At 58.9% G+C, this 13,939-nt stretch carries 16 protein-coding genes; 8 read left to right on the plus strand and 8 right to left on the minus strand.

The features are described from left to right. Positions 1-110 precede the first annotated feature (110 nt). The 3 genes from M2401_RS33045 to M2401_RS33055 are packed head-to-tail and all read left to right on the plus strand — an operon-like array spanning position 111 to position 3,637. On the plus strand, positions 111-2,051 hold the full coding sequence (locus M2401_RS33045; protein WP_259111077.1) for a type VI secretion system tip protein VgrG: 1,941 nt from the start codon (positions 111-113) through the stop codon (positions 2,049-2,051). A gap of 52 nt (positions 2,052-2,103) precedes the next feature. Continuing rightward, on the plus strand, positions 2,104-3,312 hold the full coding sequence (locus M2401_RS34375) for a PAAR domain-containing protein (protein WP_310504172.1): 1,209 nt from the start codon (positions 2,104-2,106) through the stop codon (positions 3,310-3,312). Next, the gene (locus M2401_RS33055; protein WP_259111079.1) at positions 3,305-3,637 is read left to right on the plus strand and encodes a hypothetical protein; all 333 of its coding nucleotides are present in this window, start codon (positions 3,305-3,307) and stop codon (positions 3,635-3,637) included. The genes M2401_RS34375 and M2401_RS33055 overlap by 8 nt, the downstream gene beginning before the upstream one ends. Positions 3,638-3,641: 4 nt before the next feature. Here the strand turns inward: M2401_RS33055 and M2401_RS33060 are convergent, their stop codons facing one another. From M2401_RS33060 to M2401_RS33075, 4 genes are all read right to left on the minus strand, one after another. Beyond that, positions 3,642-4,061 carry a GTP pyrophosphokinase gene (locus M2401_RS33060; protein ID WP_259111082.1) on the minus strand — a complete coding sequence of 140 codons (420 nt, stop codon included), beginning with the start codon at positions 4,059-4,061 and terminating at the stop codon, positions 3,642-3,644. Then, complete coding sequence (locus M2401_RS33065) at positions 4,058-4,288, minus strand: hypothetical protein (RefSeq protein WP_259111085.1); 231 nt, start codon at positions 4,286-4,288, stop codon at positions 4,058-4,060. The genes M2401_RS33060 and M2401_RS33065 overlap by 4 nt, the downstream gene beginning before the upstream one ends. Next, positions 4,278-5,642: a PAAR domain-containing protein gene (locus M2401_RS33070; protein ID WP_259111087.1), complete on the minus strand. Its 1,365-nt coding sequence runs from the start codon at positions 5,640-5,642 to the stop codon at positions 4,278-4,280. The genes M2401_RS33065 and M2401_RS33070 overlap by 11 nt, the downstream gene beginning before the upstream one ends. Positions 5,643-5,704: 62 nt before the next feature. Then, a complete protein-coding gene (locus M2401_RS33075; RefSeq protein ID WP_259111089.1) occupies positions 5,705-5,995 on the minus strand; it encodes a hypothetical protein in 291 nt (96 codons plus the stop codon). A 175-nt stretch (positions 5,996-6,170) separates the two neighbouring features. On the opposite strand from M2401_RS33075, the gene M2401_RS33080 reads away from it, so the two are divergent. After that, positions 6,171-6,719 (plus strand): RNA 2'-phosphotransferase, encoded by a 549-nt coding sequence (locus M2401_RS33080; RefSeq protein ID WP_259111119.1) that lies wholly within the window; start codon positions 6,171-6,173, stop codon positions 6,717-6,719. Here the strand turns inward: M2401_RS33080 and M2401_RS33085 are convergent. The 3 genes from M2401_RS33085 to M2401_RS33095 are packed head-to-tail and all read right to left on the minus strand — an operon-like array spanning position 6,716 to position 8,839. Then, positions 6,716-7,123 carry a hypothetical protein gene (locus M2401_RS33085; protein ID WP_259111091.1) on the minus strand — a complete coding sequence of 136 codons (408 nt, stop codon included), beginning with the start codon at positions 7,121-7,123 and terminating at the stop codon, positions 6,716-6,718. The genes M2401_RS33080 and M2401_RS33085 overlap by 4 nt on opposite strands. Beyond that, on the minus strand, positions 7,120-8,364 hold the full coding sequence (locus M2401_RS34380) for a PAAR domain-containing protein (RefSeq protein ID WP_310504173.1): 1,245 nt from the start codon (positions 8,362-8,364) through the stop codon (positions 7,120-7,122). Before M2401_RS34380 ends, M2401_RS33085 begins: the two co-directional genes overlap by 4 nt. Before the next feature lie 40 nt (positions 8,365-8,404). After that, positions 8,405-8,839: a DcrB-related protein gene (locus tag M2401_RS33095; RefSeq protein WP_259111092.1), complete on the minus strand. Its 435-nt coding sequence runs from the start codon at positions 8,837-8,839 to the stop codon at positions 8,405-8,407. 293 nt (positions 8,840-9,132) lie between these two features. Between M2401_RS33095 and M2401_RS33100 the strand changes: the two genes are divergently transcribed. From M2401_RS33100 to cysC, 3 genes are all read left to right on the plus strand, one after another. Next, positions 9,133-9,387, plus strand: a complete 255-nt coding sequence (locus M2401_RS33100) for a hypothetical protein (protein WP_259111094.1) — start codon at positions 9,133-9,135, stop codon at positions 9,385-9,387. 507 nt (positions 9,388-9,894) lie between these two features. Next, positions 9,895-10,590, plus strand: coding sequence for a sulfotransferase family protein (locus M2401_RS33105; protein WP_259111095.1), 696 nt, complete (start codon positions 9,895-9,897; stop codon positions 10,588-10,590). Continuing rightward, positions 10,583-11,242 (plus strand): adenylyl-sulfate kinase, encoded by a 660-nt coding sequence (gene cysC / locus M2401_RS33110; RefSeq protein WP_409034022.1) that lies wholly within the window; start codon positions 10,583-10,585, stop codon positions 11,240-11,242. The genes M2401_RS33105 and cysC overlap by 8 nt, the downstream gene beginning before the upstream one ends. A gap of 106 nt (positions 11,243-11,348) precedes the next feature. On the opposite strand, the gene M2401_RS33115 is transcribed toward cysC, so the two are convergent. Next, positions 11,349-12,860 (minus strand): YdgA family protein, encoded by a 1,512-nt coding sequence (locus M2401_RS33115; RefSeq protein WP_259111096.1) that lies wholly within the window; start codon positions 12,858-12,860, stop codon positions 11,349-11,351. A gap of 291 nt (positions 12,861-13,151) precedes the next feature. On the opposite strand from M2401_RS33115, the gene M2401_RS33120 reads away from it, so the two are divergent. Further along, positions 13,152-13,844, plus strand: a complete 693-nt coding sequence (locus tag M2401_RS33120) for an HAD-IA family hydrolase (protein WP_259111098.1) — start codon at positions 13,152-13,154, stop codon at positions 13,842-13,844. Positions 13,845-13,939 lie beyond the last annotated feature (95 nt).

Genomic DNA, 13,939 nt, shown 5'->3' on the forward strand with positions numbered 1-13,939 from the left:
TATTCGCGAATGAATTCGCTCCCACAGAATTCGCTCCCGCAATTGGCTCCCACAGAATTTGCTTTCCAATTCGCTCCTACTGATTACCGAGCAATTTGACGGAACCCCCCATGGCCTTCACCCAATCCACCCGTCAGACCCGCATTACCAGCCCTCTGGGCCCGGATGTCCTGCTGCTCAAATCCATGACCGGCCACGACGAACTGGGGCGGTTGTACGAGTACGACCTGCAACTGACGTCCGCCGATGGCGCCATCGATCTCAATCAGTTGCTGGGCAAACCCATGAGCCTGTCGCTGAAGCTGGCCGATGGCAGTGAGCGTTATTTTCATGGCCTGGTCGCCCGCTGCAGCCAAGGGGTCAATCACGGTCAGTTCGCCAGTTATCAGGCGACGCTGCGGCCATGGTTATGGCTGCTGAGCCGCACCTCTGATTGCCGGATTTTCCAGAACCTGACCATTCCGCAGATCATCAAGCAGGTATTCCGTGACCTGGGTTTCTCTGACTTCGAAGAGTCCCTGAGCCGCCCGTATCGCGAGTGGGAATACTGCGTGCAGTATCGCGAAACCAGCTTCGCCTTCGTCAGCCGCCTGATGGAGCAAGAAGGCATCTACTACTACTTCCGCCACGAGCAGGATCGTCACGTACTGGTGCTGGCCGATGCCTACGGCGCTCATCACAGCGCCCCCGGCTATGCCTCGGTGCCGTATTTCCCGCCGGACGAGCAGCAGCGCGAGCGCGACCATATCGATAACTGGCAGCTGGCGCAGCAAGTGTTGCCAGGCTCGCTGGAGCTCAACGACTACGACTTCCAGCGTCCCTCGGCGCGAATCAATGTGCGCTCGGCCATGCCGCGCCCGCACAGCGCCGCCGACTATCCGCTCTACGACTACCCCGGCATCTATGTGCAAAGCGAAGACGGCGAGCACTACGCGCGCACGCAAATCGAAGCCCTGCACAGCGAACACGAACGCGTGGGCCTGAGCGGCAATGCTCGCGGCATTGGCGCGGGCCATCTGTTCAGCATGACCGGCTTCGGCCGCGAGGATCAGAACCGCGAATACCTGATCGTGCGTGCCGACTACAGCCTCACCCAGGAGTCCCTGGAAACCGGTGACGATGGCGGCGGCGCGCAGTTCAACAGCCAGCTCAGCTGCATCGACGCGCAACAAAGCTTCCGCCCGCAGCCCAGCACTTCACGCCCCATCGTTCAGGGCCCGCAGACCGCGTTGGTTGTAGGCCCCAAAGGCGAGGAAATATGGACCGACCAGTTCGGCCGGGTGAAGGTGCATTTCCATTGGGATCGTCACGACCAGTCCAATGAAAACAGCTCGTGCTGGATTCGCGTGTCACAGGCCTGGGCGGGCAAGAACTGGGGCTCGATGCAGATTCCGCGTATCGGCCAGGAAGTCATTGTCAGCTTCCTCGAAGGCGACCCCGACCGGCCGATCATCACCGGCAGGGTCTACAACGCCGAGCAGACCGTGCCCTACGACCTGCCCGCCAATGCGACCCAGAGCGGCATGAAGAGCCGTTCGAGCAAAGGCGGCAGCCCGGCGAATTTCAACGAGATTCGCATGGAAGACAAGAAGGGCGCCGAGCAGCTGTATATCCACGCCGAGCGCAATCAGGACATCGTGGTCGAGGTCGATGAAAGCCATTCGGTGGGGCATGACCGGCACAAGAGTGTCGGCCATAACGAAATCGTCACCATCGGCGAAGACCGTGTGCGCGCGGTGCAGTGCAATGACGTGCTTCAGGTGGGCGGTACCAAGAGTGACAGCGTCAGTACTCAATACCTGATCGAAGCCGGTGTACAGATCCGCCTGGTCTGCGGCCAGAGCGTGCTGGAGATGAATGCCGGTGGCGAGATCAACATCTCCGGTACTTCGTTCAAGATCTATGCGAGCGGCAAGGGCGATATCGACACCGGCGGCCGCCTCGATCTCAATTCCGGCGGTGCCGGTAAAGTGGATGGCAGGGGCAAGGGCATCAAGGCCACGATCGACTCGGCTGTGAAGGCCTTTTTTGCGCAGAAGCCTAAATCGTGAGTGGTAACGGGCCGACTCGGCTCTCTCGCCGCACTTCGGTTTAGGCTAAAACATGGACGCACAAGCCGCCGCCCGGTTCGGCGACGAGATTGCGCACGGCTTCGGCCTGGCGGCGATGGTTGCCGGGGCCGTCGCAGGCGCCTTGATCGGTGCCGCCGTGATTGCCGCAACCGCAGCTACGGGCGGGCTCGCGGCCGTCATCCTCGCGGGTTCGGTGGCGGCGGGCGGCTTGTCGATGTTTCAGGTGGTCAAAGGCCTTACCACCATTTTCAATCTGCCCGAGCCCACGTCCGGGCTGCTGATACGGGGCAGCCTCGACGTCTACATCAACAGCCGCAATGCCATGCGCGCCGGGGCGGACGTTTCCGCCGTCTGCTCGGGCATGCCCTGCAATCATCCCACCTGGCCGCTGCCGTTGATTGCCGAAGGCAGCGCGACGGTCTATATCAACGGCAAGCCGGCGGCGCGTCTGCACAGCAAAATGATTTGCGGCGCCCATATCAAAAGCGGCAGCCCGAATACCTTTATCGGTGGCCCGACCATCCGGGTGGCGTTTGTACTGGATATAGAGGACTGGGTGCATACCGGCCTGGAAGCCCTGGGTTTGCTGGCGGCCGGTGGCGCGCTCATTCTGGCGGCCATGGCCGGCGCCGCTGCATTCTTCGGCGCGCTGGCGATGGGCGGGGTCATGTATGCCGGCATGGAATTGCTGGGCGACCTGGGTGATCGCCTGGGGCCAGGCTACCGCGACTTGATTCAGGGCGTTGCCGGGATGGCGTTGCTGGGCATGGGACCCAAACTGGCCCGCCTGCCCCTGACCGCCGAGCAGCGCACCCTGCTGGCTCGTGAGCGCCAGCAACAGATGCTAACGGACAATGTCGGCTTCAACGTGAGCCCGACGTCGTGGGATAAATACCCCACCATTGGCCGCTACGGCAGTTATATTTCCGATAATAAGGGCGTCGCGGATGTCATCGGTGATTTTTCAGGGCAGTCGAAAATAACCATTACCAGCGCAAAGGCGGCCAAACTGGAGCGCGCCTTTGGTCTGGAGGATGGATCCTTGCAAGGCGGATTCAAGATCAGGCAAGTGGATAATATTGCCGATCGCTTGCCGAGGAGCCCCATGGAGGGCAATCAATACTTCCTCGGGCCGGGTAAACATCTGCCGGGCGGTGCGCCGGAGATGGTGGTCGAGTCCCTTCCCACGACAGATGGCGGAGGCGTTAAAACATTGGCAGAGGTATTTGTAGTTGATTAAAGAAGAACTCAGGGCGTTCGTGGAGAAGGCCGACGATGACGCCATTCGCCTCAAGGTGATAGATCACAGCCTGGATGCGGCCCTGACAGCCTTGGGTTTTGTTACCGGGCCCGGTGATGATGTGCTGAGCCGGGATGTAGCGGACGATGCCGAGAAGGCGCGGATCTTCGATGCGCTACGCCCGTTGGGCGTGGCCTTCTCGGATGGCAAGGAGTGGTGCCCGGCGGAAGTCTTCGAGTACCTGCGTGACCAAGGCTTGCTCAGCGGCAAGTTCGTCAGGATTTCATGGCGCCAACCGGGCCAGTTTCACCTGGCAGACGTCTGAAGTCTCAGCTCATCAGCTCGCGCAGTGCCCGGTGATACTTGGCCACGCGTTGCAGGTCCTTGTCGCTGACCTGGGGCAGACGGGTGAGGTCCATGTTGTCGCGGATGTCGGCGATCTTCACCCGGCGCGCCAGGTCGTTGGGCTTGATGCGGGCAATGAAGTCCTCGTATAGCTCGCCTTCACGCTTGGACAGGCAGTCGATGGCAGCCACCGCAGCGCTCGAAACCCCCAGCTCCCGTAGCTCTTCCAGGGTCACGTCGCCATCCTCGACGACGTCATGAAGGACGCTGACGACCTGCTCGTCAACGTCTTCAAACTTCAGCATCAGACGCAAGGGGTGAAGGATGTAGGGCTTGCCGGATTTATCGACCTGCCCTGCGTGAACACGACAGGCAAGGGCGACGGCGGCATCGAGAATGCTCATCGACGGGGGAACCCTTTTTCATATTCTTCCCGGGTGATTTCCCGACCGTAGAGCTTAGTGTCGGTGTACAGGCGATTATTGCCAGGTACAGGCTCGGGATGTTCTTCCTCGCCATAGAATTTCACATACACCGTCTTGGTCAGGTGATCCCAACGGTAGGTGACTTCCTCGAAGTCATAATCGAGATAGACGTCACGAGTGCCAAAGGCACTGAACTCAATTGCCATTGCCATTCCTCACAGCTTCGTAATAGGCCTTGCTCTGATCCGCGATAGCTTGCGCCTCGGGACTGCTCTGGTCCGGCAACACGCGATAATCCTCATAGTACTTGTGGCCAAGCCCACCTGGCACATCAGTTTTTGCGGCCACTGCATTATAGGTATCGTCGCCGAGCAGGGCCCGCGCCAAGGGTTCGGGCTCTTTGGCGTAAATCATTTCCGGCGAGTTTACCTGGATCTCCCCCGGGATACCGGCACGGGTCTGCATGGTCGAGTTCACCCCGCTGTAGCCCATCTCGTTGGTCGCACCGTCGATGATCTTGACGTTGGCGCCGCGCTTGGCGAGATCGGCTGCGACCGCATTGATCTGGTCCGACTCGACAATGATGGTATTGCGCGCCAGGTCCTTGATCTTCGTTGGGTCGCCTTTGTAATCGTTATTGATTTTCTCCAGGGCGCGGGCCTGGGACTTGATCGGCGCCTTGGCCACCTTACCGCCATATTGCGCGGCGATTTCATCGGCCACGGCGTCGATCTCGGCCTTGGCCGCAGGCGCCTTGGCATACACCTCTTCGAAGGTTGCCGCCGACTTGGGTGCACCGAGTTTTGCCAGCTTCGGCCCCATGCCCAGCAAGGCCATACCGGCAACGCCCTGGAGCAAGTCCCGATAGCCCGGCCCCAGTCGATCACCCAATTCACCCAGCAGTGCCATGCCGCCCCAAGCCGTCGCACCAATCAACAAGGCGGTGCCCAACGCCGCCAGACCGGCCATGGCCGCCAGCACCAATGCACCGCCCGCTGCCAACAGCCCAAGAGCCTCAAGACCTGTGTGCAACCAGCCCTCGAGATCGAGCACGAACGCCACGGCAAGGGTCGGCCCACCGATAAAGGTGTCTTCGCTGCCGCTCTTGATATGGGCGCCACAGACCATCTTGCTTTGCAGTCGCGCAGCGGGTTTACCGTTGATGTAAACCGTGGCGCTGCCTTCGGCGATCAATACCGGGAACGGCCACACCGGGTGATTCATGGGCTGGCCGCTGCACACCGCCGAGACGTCAGCCCCGGCGCGCATCGCATTGCGACTGTTGATATAGACGTCGAAGCTGCCTCGTATCAACACCCCTGTGGTGGGTTCAGGCAGCTTGAAGATGGTGCTCAGGCCTTTGACGATCTGGAACATCGACAAACCGCCTGCCGCAATGGAGCCCGCCATGATCGCCAGCGCCGCACCGCCCGTGGCCACAGTGGCGCCGACGATTGCCGCACCAATCAAGGCACCGACCACTGCGCCGCCGATCATGGCCGCGAGACCGAAGCCGTGGGCTATTTCGTCGCCCAGTCGCGCTGCTGCTTGTGCATCCATGGGGCGATTGATTTCCTTAAGCGGCTCGTTAAGACGTCAGGTTTGGACAAGCGTATGAGTTACTAGATCTGGGTAGTCACAACATAATCAGGGCCCAGTTCAGCGCGTAGCTGCTCAGCCAGACGATACCCCTCTGCCTTGAATGCAGCCTCCAGCGCCTCACTGTCGAATCCGGAATCCTGTGGTGCATCCATATTCAGTGTTGCGTCATACACCCGGGCCCACTCGCGTAGCCCAGACTTGAGCGACGGGGACAGCGGCAGCTCTTCAGGGTCGATATCGCCGAACTCGTCAGGCGATACATGCCAGAGCGGATGGCATTCATAATCGGCCATCAACTTGATTGTTTTCATTTCACCGCTCCTCTTGGGTTTGCACCGACGATATAGCCGTTATTGCAATATGCTGCAGGACGCAAAGGAGCCCGCTATGATCGCCAGCGCCGCGCCGCCCGTGGCAACAGCGCCGATCATGGCCGCGAAAATGCTGCGACCATATCTGCTATCCACCGACAGAAGAAAAGAGCCCGTGAACGAAAAGCAACGCAACGAAATCAGTAAGTTCTTAAGCTATGTCTTGCGCCACGAACCTCAGGCCATCGGTCTGCAACTCGACGTTGAAGGCTGGGCCCAGATTGACTTGCTGATCCTCGCTGCAGCGAAACAAGGTCACGAACTGAGTCGCGCGATCATTGAAAGCATCGTTGAATCCAGTGAGAAAAAACGCTTTGCCCTCTCTGCGGACGGCCAACGAATCAGAGCCGTGCAAGGGCATTCAAACGCTGAAGTCAGACTCCAGCACGTAGAAAAAGTCCCGCCTGAAATTCTTTACCACGGTACGGCAACACGCTTTCTGCAATCGATCCTGAAGCAAGGTTTGATACCTGGCTCTCGCCACCATGTTCATCTGTCACAAGACATCCAGACGGCGACTGCGGTCGGTCAGCGATATGGCAAACCTGTGACTTTAAAGGTTGAGTCCCTGCGCATGCACCAACAGGGATACACTTTTTTCCAGGCTGAAAATGGCGTCTGGCTGACAGACCATGTTCCTGTGTCGTTCATCCAGCAGGACTAATCGTCGTCCTCCGCCAACTCTGCCTTGTACTGGGCTGACTCTTGAGTCGCAGCCTCAAGCCATTCGGTAAATCCGGAGTAGGCGAGGTTGTCCCAAGGACTGACTTTGGGCCTGCCATAGTCAAAGATCCTGACCGTCGAATCGCGGCCATCAAAACAGGCGAGCACCACCCAGCCATCATTGTATTGCCCGGAGTCATCTTGAATGATCGCGAAGGGAATCAGCGGACGATCCGGAAACTTCAGCAGCATCGAGCCGTAATAGAACAGCGATGTGGCCATGTCTGCGCAAAGTAATCGCCAGGGCGCCAGATCCAGCTGCTCGTCCTGGCTCTTGTCCAGATACGGCACTGGAAGTCGAAACCCCTCGGGCAAGATGGGGGAATCATAGATAAAAGGTTTCACTTTTTACCGCCTCCGGAAATACGTGGTGGGTTTGGCGAGCCGTAAGGATTGTCAGTGGCAAAGCTGCCAGATTGTTTATTGATTCGCCCTGTAAGGGCTTCGCCCCAGGTATCGTGACTTTGCCAGCCTCGGGCCTCCTGGGTCTCGAGCGTCAGCGGCTCATCGTAACTTCGAACCCTTGCCTGGACCTCGACGCCTGCCTCCCTGGCAGCGGCAATTCGAGTGTTATCCATACTTGTCAGCTTACCATCAGGCATTTTAATGACATCGACCGGATCACCCTTCCAGCCATTGGAACGCATGCTTTCTACCAAGTCGTCATAGGTGTAGCTCTTTCCAGTTGCGCGATCGACTTTGTTGTATGAGACGCTTTTTTGCGAGAAGCGAATATCTTCTGCCGAATGCAGCGTAACGTCTGTTGCGGTCTTGGCTGCGCCGAGCTCTTCGCCAGCCGTAGTCTTGGCAGCATTCGGCTTGCCCAACTTGGCCAACTTGGGCCCCATGCCCAGCAAGGCCATACCCGCCACGCCTTGCAGTAAGTCCCGATAGCCCGGCCCGAGTCGATCACCCAGTTCACCCAGCAGCGCCATGCCACCCCAGGCCGTAGCACCAACCAACAAAGCAGTGCCCAATGCCGCCAGACCGGCCATGGCCGCCAGCACCAGCGCGCCGCCTGCCGCCAGCAACCCGAGGGTTTCCAGGCCGGTGTTCATCCAGCCCTCGAGATCGAGCACGAACGCCACGGCCAGGGTCGGCCCACCGATAAAGGTGTCTTCGCTGCCGCTCTTGATATGGGCGCCACAGACCATCTTGCTTTGCAGTCGCGCAGCGGGTTTACCGTTGATGTAAACCGTGGCGCTGCCTTCGGCGATCAATACCGGGAACGGCCACACCGGGTGATTCATGGGCTGGCCGCTGCACACCGCCGAGACGTCAGCACCGGCGCGCATCGCATTGCGACTGTTGATATAGACGTCGAAACTGCCTCGTATCAACACCCCAGTGGTGGGTTCGGGCAACTTGAAGATGGTGCTCAGGCCTTTGACGATCTGGAACATCGACAAGCCGCCCGCCGCAATAGAGCCCGCCATGATCGCCAGCGCCGCACCGCCTGTGGCAACGGTAGCGCCGATCACTGCCGCACCAATCAAGGCACCGACCACCGCGCCGCCGATCATGGCCGCGAGGCCGAAGCCGTGGGCTATTTCGTCGCCCAATCGTGCTGCTGCCTGTGCGTCCATTGCCGGGCCTGCATTACTTATTGATTCATGTTAACCCGCGTCAGACCACCTGCGGCTGCGGCACCAGCGACTGCATGGCCTGCTTCCAGGCAGCGTCGTGGTGGGCGATATCATCCGGGGTGGTGGTGAGCGTGGTGATCAGTACGGCAGGCTTACGCTCGACAAACACCTGACGCAGCATCAGGTCCCGGCCTTCGCGCTGCCAGGTGTAGTCCAGCAGCGTGGCGGTATGTCCGTGCAGGATGAAGTCCCAGCGCTTGACCAGCTTGAAACCGGGCAGCTGCTGTTCTGCGCTTAGCAGTTGTCTGGACACATAATCAGCGAACGGCGCGTCACCCTGACTGGGGTCGCGGCTGATGACGAAGCTGGCCTCTTTGGCGTTTCCCGTAGCGGGCAGCTTGAAGATGTTGATGCTCTGATCCTGCCAGGCATCAGGGATATCGAGATCGGCTTCCTGGATTCGGTATTGGCTCACGTGCTTCGCTTTCCATAGGTGAATGACTCGCAGCGCAGGAATCTTCGAGCAACAGGCCGCAACGCGCAACGCCGGGTTGCTCAGGTCATGGGCTGTGTCTCGTTTTGCTTCAAATGGGTGCAGGCGCGGCTGGTTTTAAGACACTCAATCGGGTAAATCGGTTCAGGCATGAGCGAAATGTCCGCAGCGGGGTCACACTTATTTATCTACTCAAGCAGTCAATCGGGCATGATGCGCAGCGCGGGCGAATCAGTTGCCCTCGGGCAAGGTAATCGACGAAGGAGTCACGCGGTATGGCACAGAAAGAGTTGTTGACCGCTCTGGAAGCATTGATCGATTTGCTGAAACAAGACGGCAAGCAAGGGCCTGCGGGGCTGTTGCAGAAAGTAGCCGGCGAAATCCGGGAAACCGGGGACCTTAATCGGGCGGCCAAGGGCCTGTCCGAGTTCCGCAACGAAGGTCATAACGAAGATTTCTCGAATGACGAGGAAGATTTGCTGGATGACGTGCTGGATCAGGCAGCCATGTACGTAGGCAATCGCCCCTGAAGTGATGCAGCCATAGCGAAAGGCTTACACGCCATCGCGGCATTTCACCCTGTCATGTCCGACCAGGCTTGAGTAAGATTGGATCCAACGACTGATGCGCAGGGAGTGCATCAGGATCAGGGACGATCGACCATGGCCGGGACGGCTTTCTGACAGGATGTCGGGATGGTCTTGAGAAAAACCCGCTTCGGCGGGTTTTTTTGTGCCTGTCAAAAAGTGCTGCCGTGGGATGCGGCCACCTGAATGGCGCTCACAACCAACTGAACTACCTAAATAAAGCACTTTAATCGAGCAGTGCCTTTCTTTAATAAGATGACGGCCATCCTGTACCAGCCTTATACAATTACAGTGACGGCGATATGACAGCATCTGTAACTAACCGACTACAAACATGAACATAAGTTTACCTTAGGCAAGCCAACGTAAATTTAATGAAAAGATTGTCACTCCACTAATTTCAGGGCGTAGGCTCTCGCTCTTACTCCACACCCGCTACAGGCCACTCCGATGAATCGCTTACTCTGGAAGTTGCTTCCAAAGACGCAGCGTGAATTACTGCTTGAGCGTCTTCCCGTCATTGATCGGCAGGTCGTGAACAAGACGCTGTCCGGCAGAAACCGCTTCCCCGCAGCCTTTGACCACCTGGAGTGCGTGTTCATCCACGTCCCCAAGTGCGCGGGCAGCAGCGTGGCAACAGCGCTGTTCGGCAGTACGCCGACCGGGCACATGCCACTGTATTGGTACGAGAAGCAGTTCAATGATCGTTATCAGCACTACTTCAAATTCGGTTTTGTCCGCGACCCGCTACAGCGGGCCTGGTCGGCTTACAGCTACTTGTTGCAGAACCCGCAGACTCGTGACAAGGCCGCTTACGAACTGGTGAGTAAGTATCCAAGTTTCAATGCCTTTATCGATAACTGGCTGCACCCGGAAAACCTGACCAAACAGATTCACTTCGCGCCACAGTATTACTTCCTGCAAAACGCCATGGGCAGCATTGAAGTTGACTTCATCGGCCGCCAGGAAAACCTCGACGCCGACTTCCGCACCCTGTGCGAGCACCTGCACGTCAAGGCCGAACTGCCCCACATCAACCGCTCACCGGCACCGACCCACGACCCGGCTTCGTTCTCCAGCGCGGCCGTGCGCCGTCGGGTCCGGGATGTCTATGCACGAGACTACGAGTTATTCGCCTATGACTGATATCAAACTCCCGGAACGGCGCCCGACCCTCATAGCGCCTGTCATGATGGTCGAGCGCAGCCAGCGCGAAGGCATGAAACAACAGCGCGCCTGCTGTATCTGGTTGACCGGGTTGTCCGGCGCGGGCAAGTCCACCCTGGGCAATCGTCTGGATCAGTCTCTGCAAGCCAACGGCCTGCACAGCTACATGCTTGACGGTGATCGCCTGCGCCAAGGGCTCTGCCAGGATCTGGGCATGAGTGATGGCGACCGTCACGAGAACATCCGGCGCATTGCCGAAGTCGCGAAGTTGATGGTCGATGCCGGGCTGATCGTGATCGTTTCGGCCATCTCGCCCTTCCGCGCCGACCGTGACGCAGTCAGGCAGCATCTGAACGACGATCAGTTCATCGAAATCCACGTCAATACGCCCTTGAGCGAATGCGCCCGCCGCGACGCCAAGGGTCTGTACCGCGCCGTCCGCGAGGGGCGGATCAAGAACTTCACGGGTATCGATAGCCCTTACGAAGCGCCGCTGAATCCGGAATACAGCATCGATACCAGCCACGACGACGGCAGCCGCCTGATCGAGCAGTTGGTGATTGAGCAGATGGGCGGAATGCGCGAGCAGATGGTGGTGCGCGATGCGATGAGGTTTATCAGCGGGGTTTAAGCAAGGATCAACGAATATCTGATTGTGGGAGCGAGGCTTGCCCGCGAAGAGGCCGGAACATCCGACACATTTTTCGCGGGCAAGCCTCGCTCCAACAGAAACCTTCTTACTCGGCCGCCTCCCCGCTCCCGCCCAACTGGCCAACCTTGCTGGTCACATTGTTGATGAACTGCTCCAGCGGCATTTTCTCGCCGTTGAAGTCCACGATGTTCGCGGCGTAATGCAGGCTGGAAACCACGTTGTCGCCTTCGACCTTGGCGATCTGCAGGGCGGTTGCCATGCCCGCGACCATATCGGCTGCGGCATCGCCCTGTTCGTTCATGGTCTTGGCATCGAGCTGGTCACCCAGAGTGAACTTGGCTTGCAGGATCGACAGGTCTTTCATCATCGGCTTGGACAGCACCAGCTTGGCATCCAGTTGCGAGATAGCGTTCTTGCCCAGGTCAGCCGAGCTTTCCTGTTGATCCAGCTTGCCCGGATCGGCCAGGTCGACAGCCAGGCTCATATGACTTTCGCCGTTGGCGGTCTTGAGACCCAGCTTGCTCAGCTCGACGTGAGGCTTGCCGGCCAGGAGTTTTTCCAGCTCGGCGTTGAGCCAGTCCTGATCGGCCTTGCTCAGGTTCAGCTCGAATGGGCGCTCGGCCAGAGCTGCGGCCTGTTGCTGAGGCATGATCTTGGTCTGGTACAACTGGTACAGCGCCTGAGTCGCGGTGACGTCGAAGTTGCTGAACTTCCAGGCCATCGAAGCCGAACCGATGTCATTGCCGTTGAAGCTGATCATGCCGATGTCGTAGTTGATCTGCCCGGCCAGATTGCCGCCTTCTTCCTGCATGAGGTTGGTGTTGGCGAAGTTCTTCAGGACAACGGGCGGAGTACCGGCGGCTTCCACCGACAGGTTGTCGAATTTGACGTTGGTGTGGCCCAGGTAGAACCCGGATTTACCCTTGGTGCCGCCGGTGTCGAAGGTCATGCCTTTGAATTCGATTTTCATCGGCTGATCTTCGCCGATGATATCCAGCACCAGATTGTCCAGATTGCCGACAGCCTTGATTTTCTCGGCTTCAGCGGTGCCTTCGAAGTTGAGGTTCAGGCCAGAGAAGTTCACGGTGTTGCCCGCGTCCTTGATCTCCAGCGGCGTCAGTTGCAGGTTACCGGCGACCGCGCGGTCGTAGCCGACGACAACGTCACCGTGCAGTGGCGCTACACCCTTGGTCACGGCGTACCACTTCTCGGTCATCTCGGTTTTTTCCAGCTCGAACCGGCTCAGGGCCATGACCGGCACCAGATTCAGCTTCTTCAGGCGCGAGAAAGGAATCGGTCCGTGTTCAATATGATCGACGAACTGGAAGACGACGTCTTTGTTGCCTTCGGACAGGTTCTCGTCATGAATCTTCAGGCTGTAGTGGGCAACGCTGCTGAAGGTGCCGCGCTCAAGCGAGGTCAGCTCGACGCTCATCTTGTTATCGCGGCCCAGAGAGCCGTTGATCTGGGCGTTAGCCTTGTCGATCGAGTCCCGCAGCACACCTTCAAGGCGTGTGCCCGTGTACCACGCTCCGCCAGTGGCCAATGCCCCTGCTACGACGATGACGCCTACTACGATGCCTGCTGTTTTGCTCATGTGTTAACTCGACCGTGTCCGTATGTTGGATGGAAACTCTTCCCTGATCCCGCCGTGGGATGGGGCGACCGGGCTGCCGTGGGGCTGCCGTAAATCGGGGGAGAGGTTATCACTTGGGGTTTGCCATCACCCAGCCTTGTGCCCGTTGTGTGGCGTACTGCGCTTTTTTCCGCAAGCTGTGACCTGCGTGACGACATTTCGTGCGGCGACGAAAGGATAGTCGCTAGCCATTTTCTGCGTGCAAGTTGTAGGCTGAGACCTATTTCAAAAAACAACACGAGATTTTCGATAATGAGCGCACAGCAAAACCCCCGGGGTCCGGTCAAAGCGGTGATTTTCGATATGGATGGCTTGCTGCTGGACACCGAGGGTGTCTACACCGAAGTCACCGATTTGATTGCCAAACGCTACGGCAAGAGCTTCGATTGGGCGCTCAAGCAGAACACCATCGGCCGTGGCGCCCGGGATTTCTCTGAATACGTGATCAATGCCCTGGAGCTGCCGCTCTCGGTGGACGAGTTCCTCGAAGTGCGCCAGCCCATGCTCGACGAGCGCTTCCCTCTCGCCCTGCCGATGCCCGGCGCCGAAGCACTGGTACGGCATCTGGCGGCCAGCGGCATCCCCATCGCCGTCGGCACCAGTTCGTCGATCCATTACTTCCACGCCAAGACCGAACGCCATCAGGCCTGGTTCGAACTGTTCGAAACCGTAGTCACGGCGGATCACCCTGAAGTCGGCGCAGCCAAGCCGGCGCCGGATATCTTCCTGGTTGCGGCGAGCAAGCTCGGCGTTGATCCCGCTGATTGCCTGGTCTTCGAAGATTCGCCTTTCGGCGTCACCGCCGCTAAGGCTGCCGGGATGTATGCCGTGGCGGTGCCGGACTCGCATATGCCGCTTGAGCAGTACGAGCATGCGGATCTGGTGCTGGGATCGCTGGCTGATTTTCCGTTGCAGGCCTGGGGGTTGCCGGGCATGAAGGCCTGAGTCTGATTGCAGCTGGGGCGCGGCTTGCCCGCGAATGACGCAACGCGATTTACCTGATACTGCGCGTCGTCTGGTTCGCGGGCCAGCCTCGCTCC

This window comes from Pseudomonas sp. JUb42 (assembly GCF_024807945.1).
Taxonomy (GTDB): domain Bacteria; phylum Pseudomonadota; class Gammaproteobacteria; order Pseudomonadales; family Pseudomonadaceae; genus Aquipseudomonas.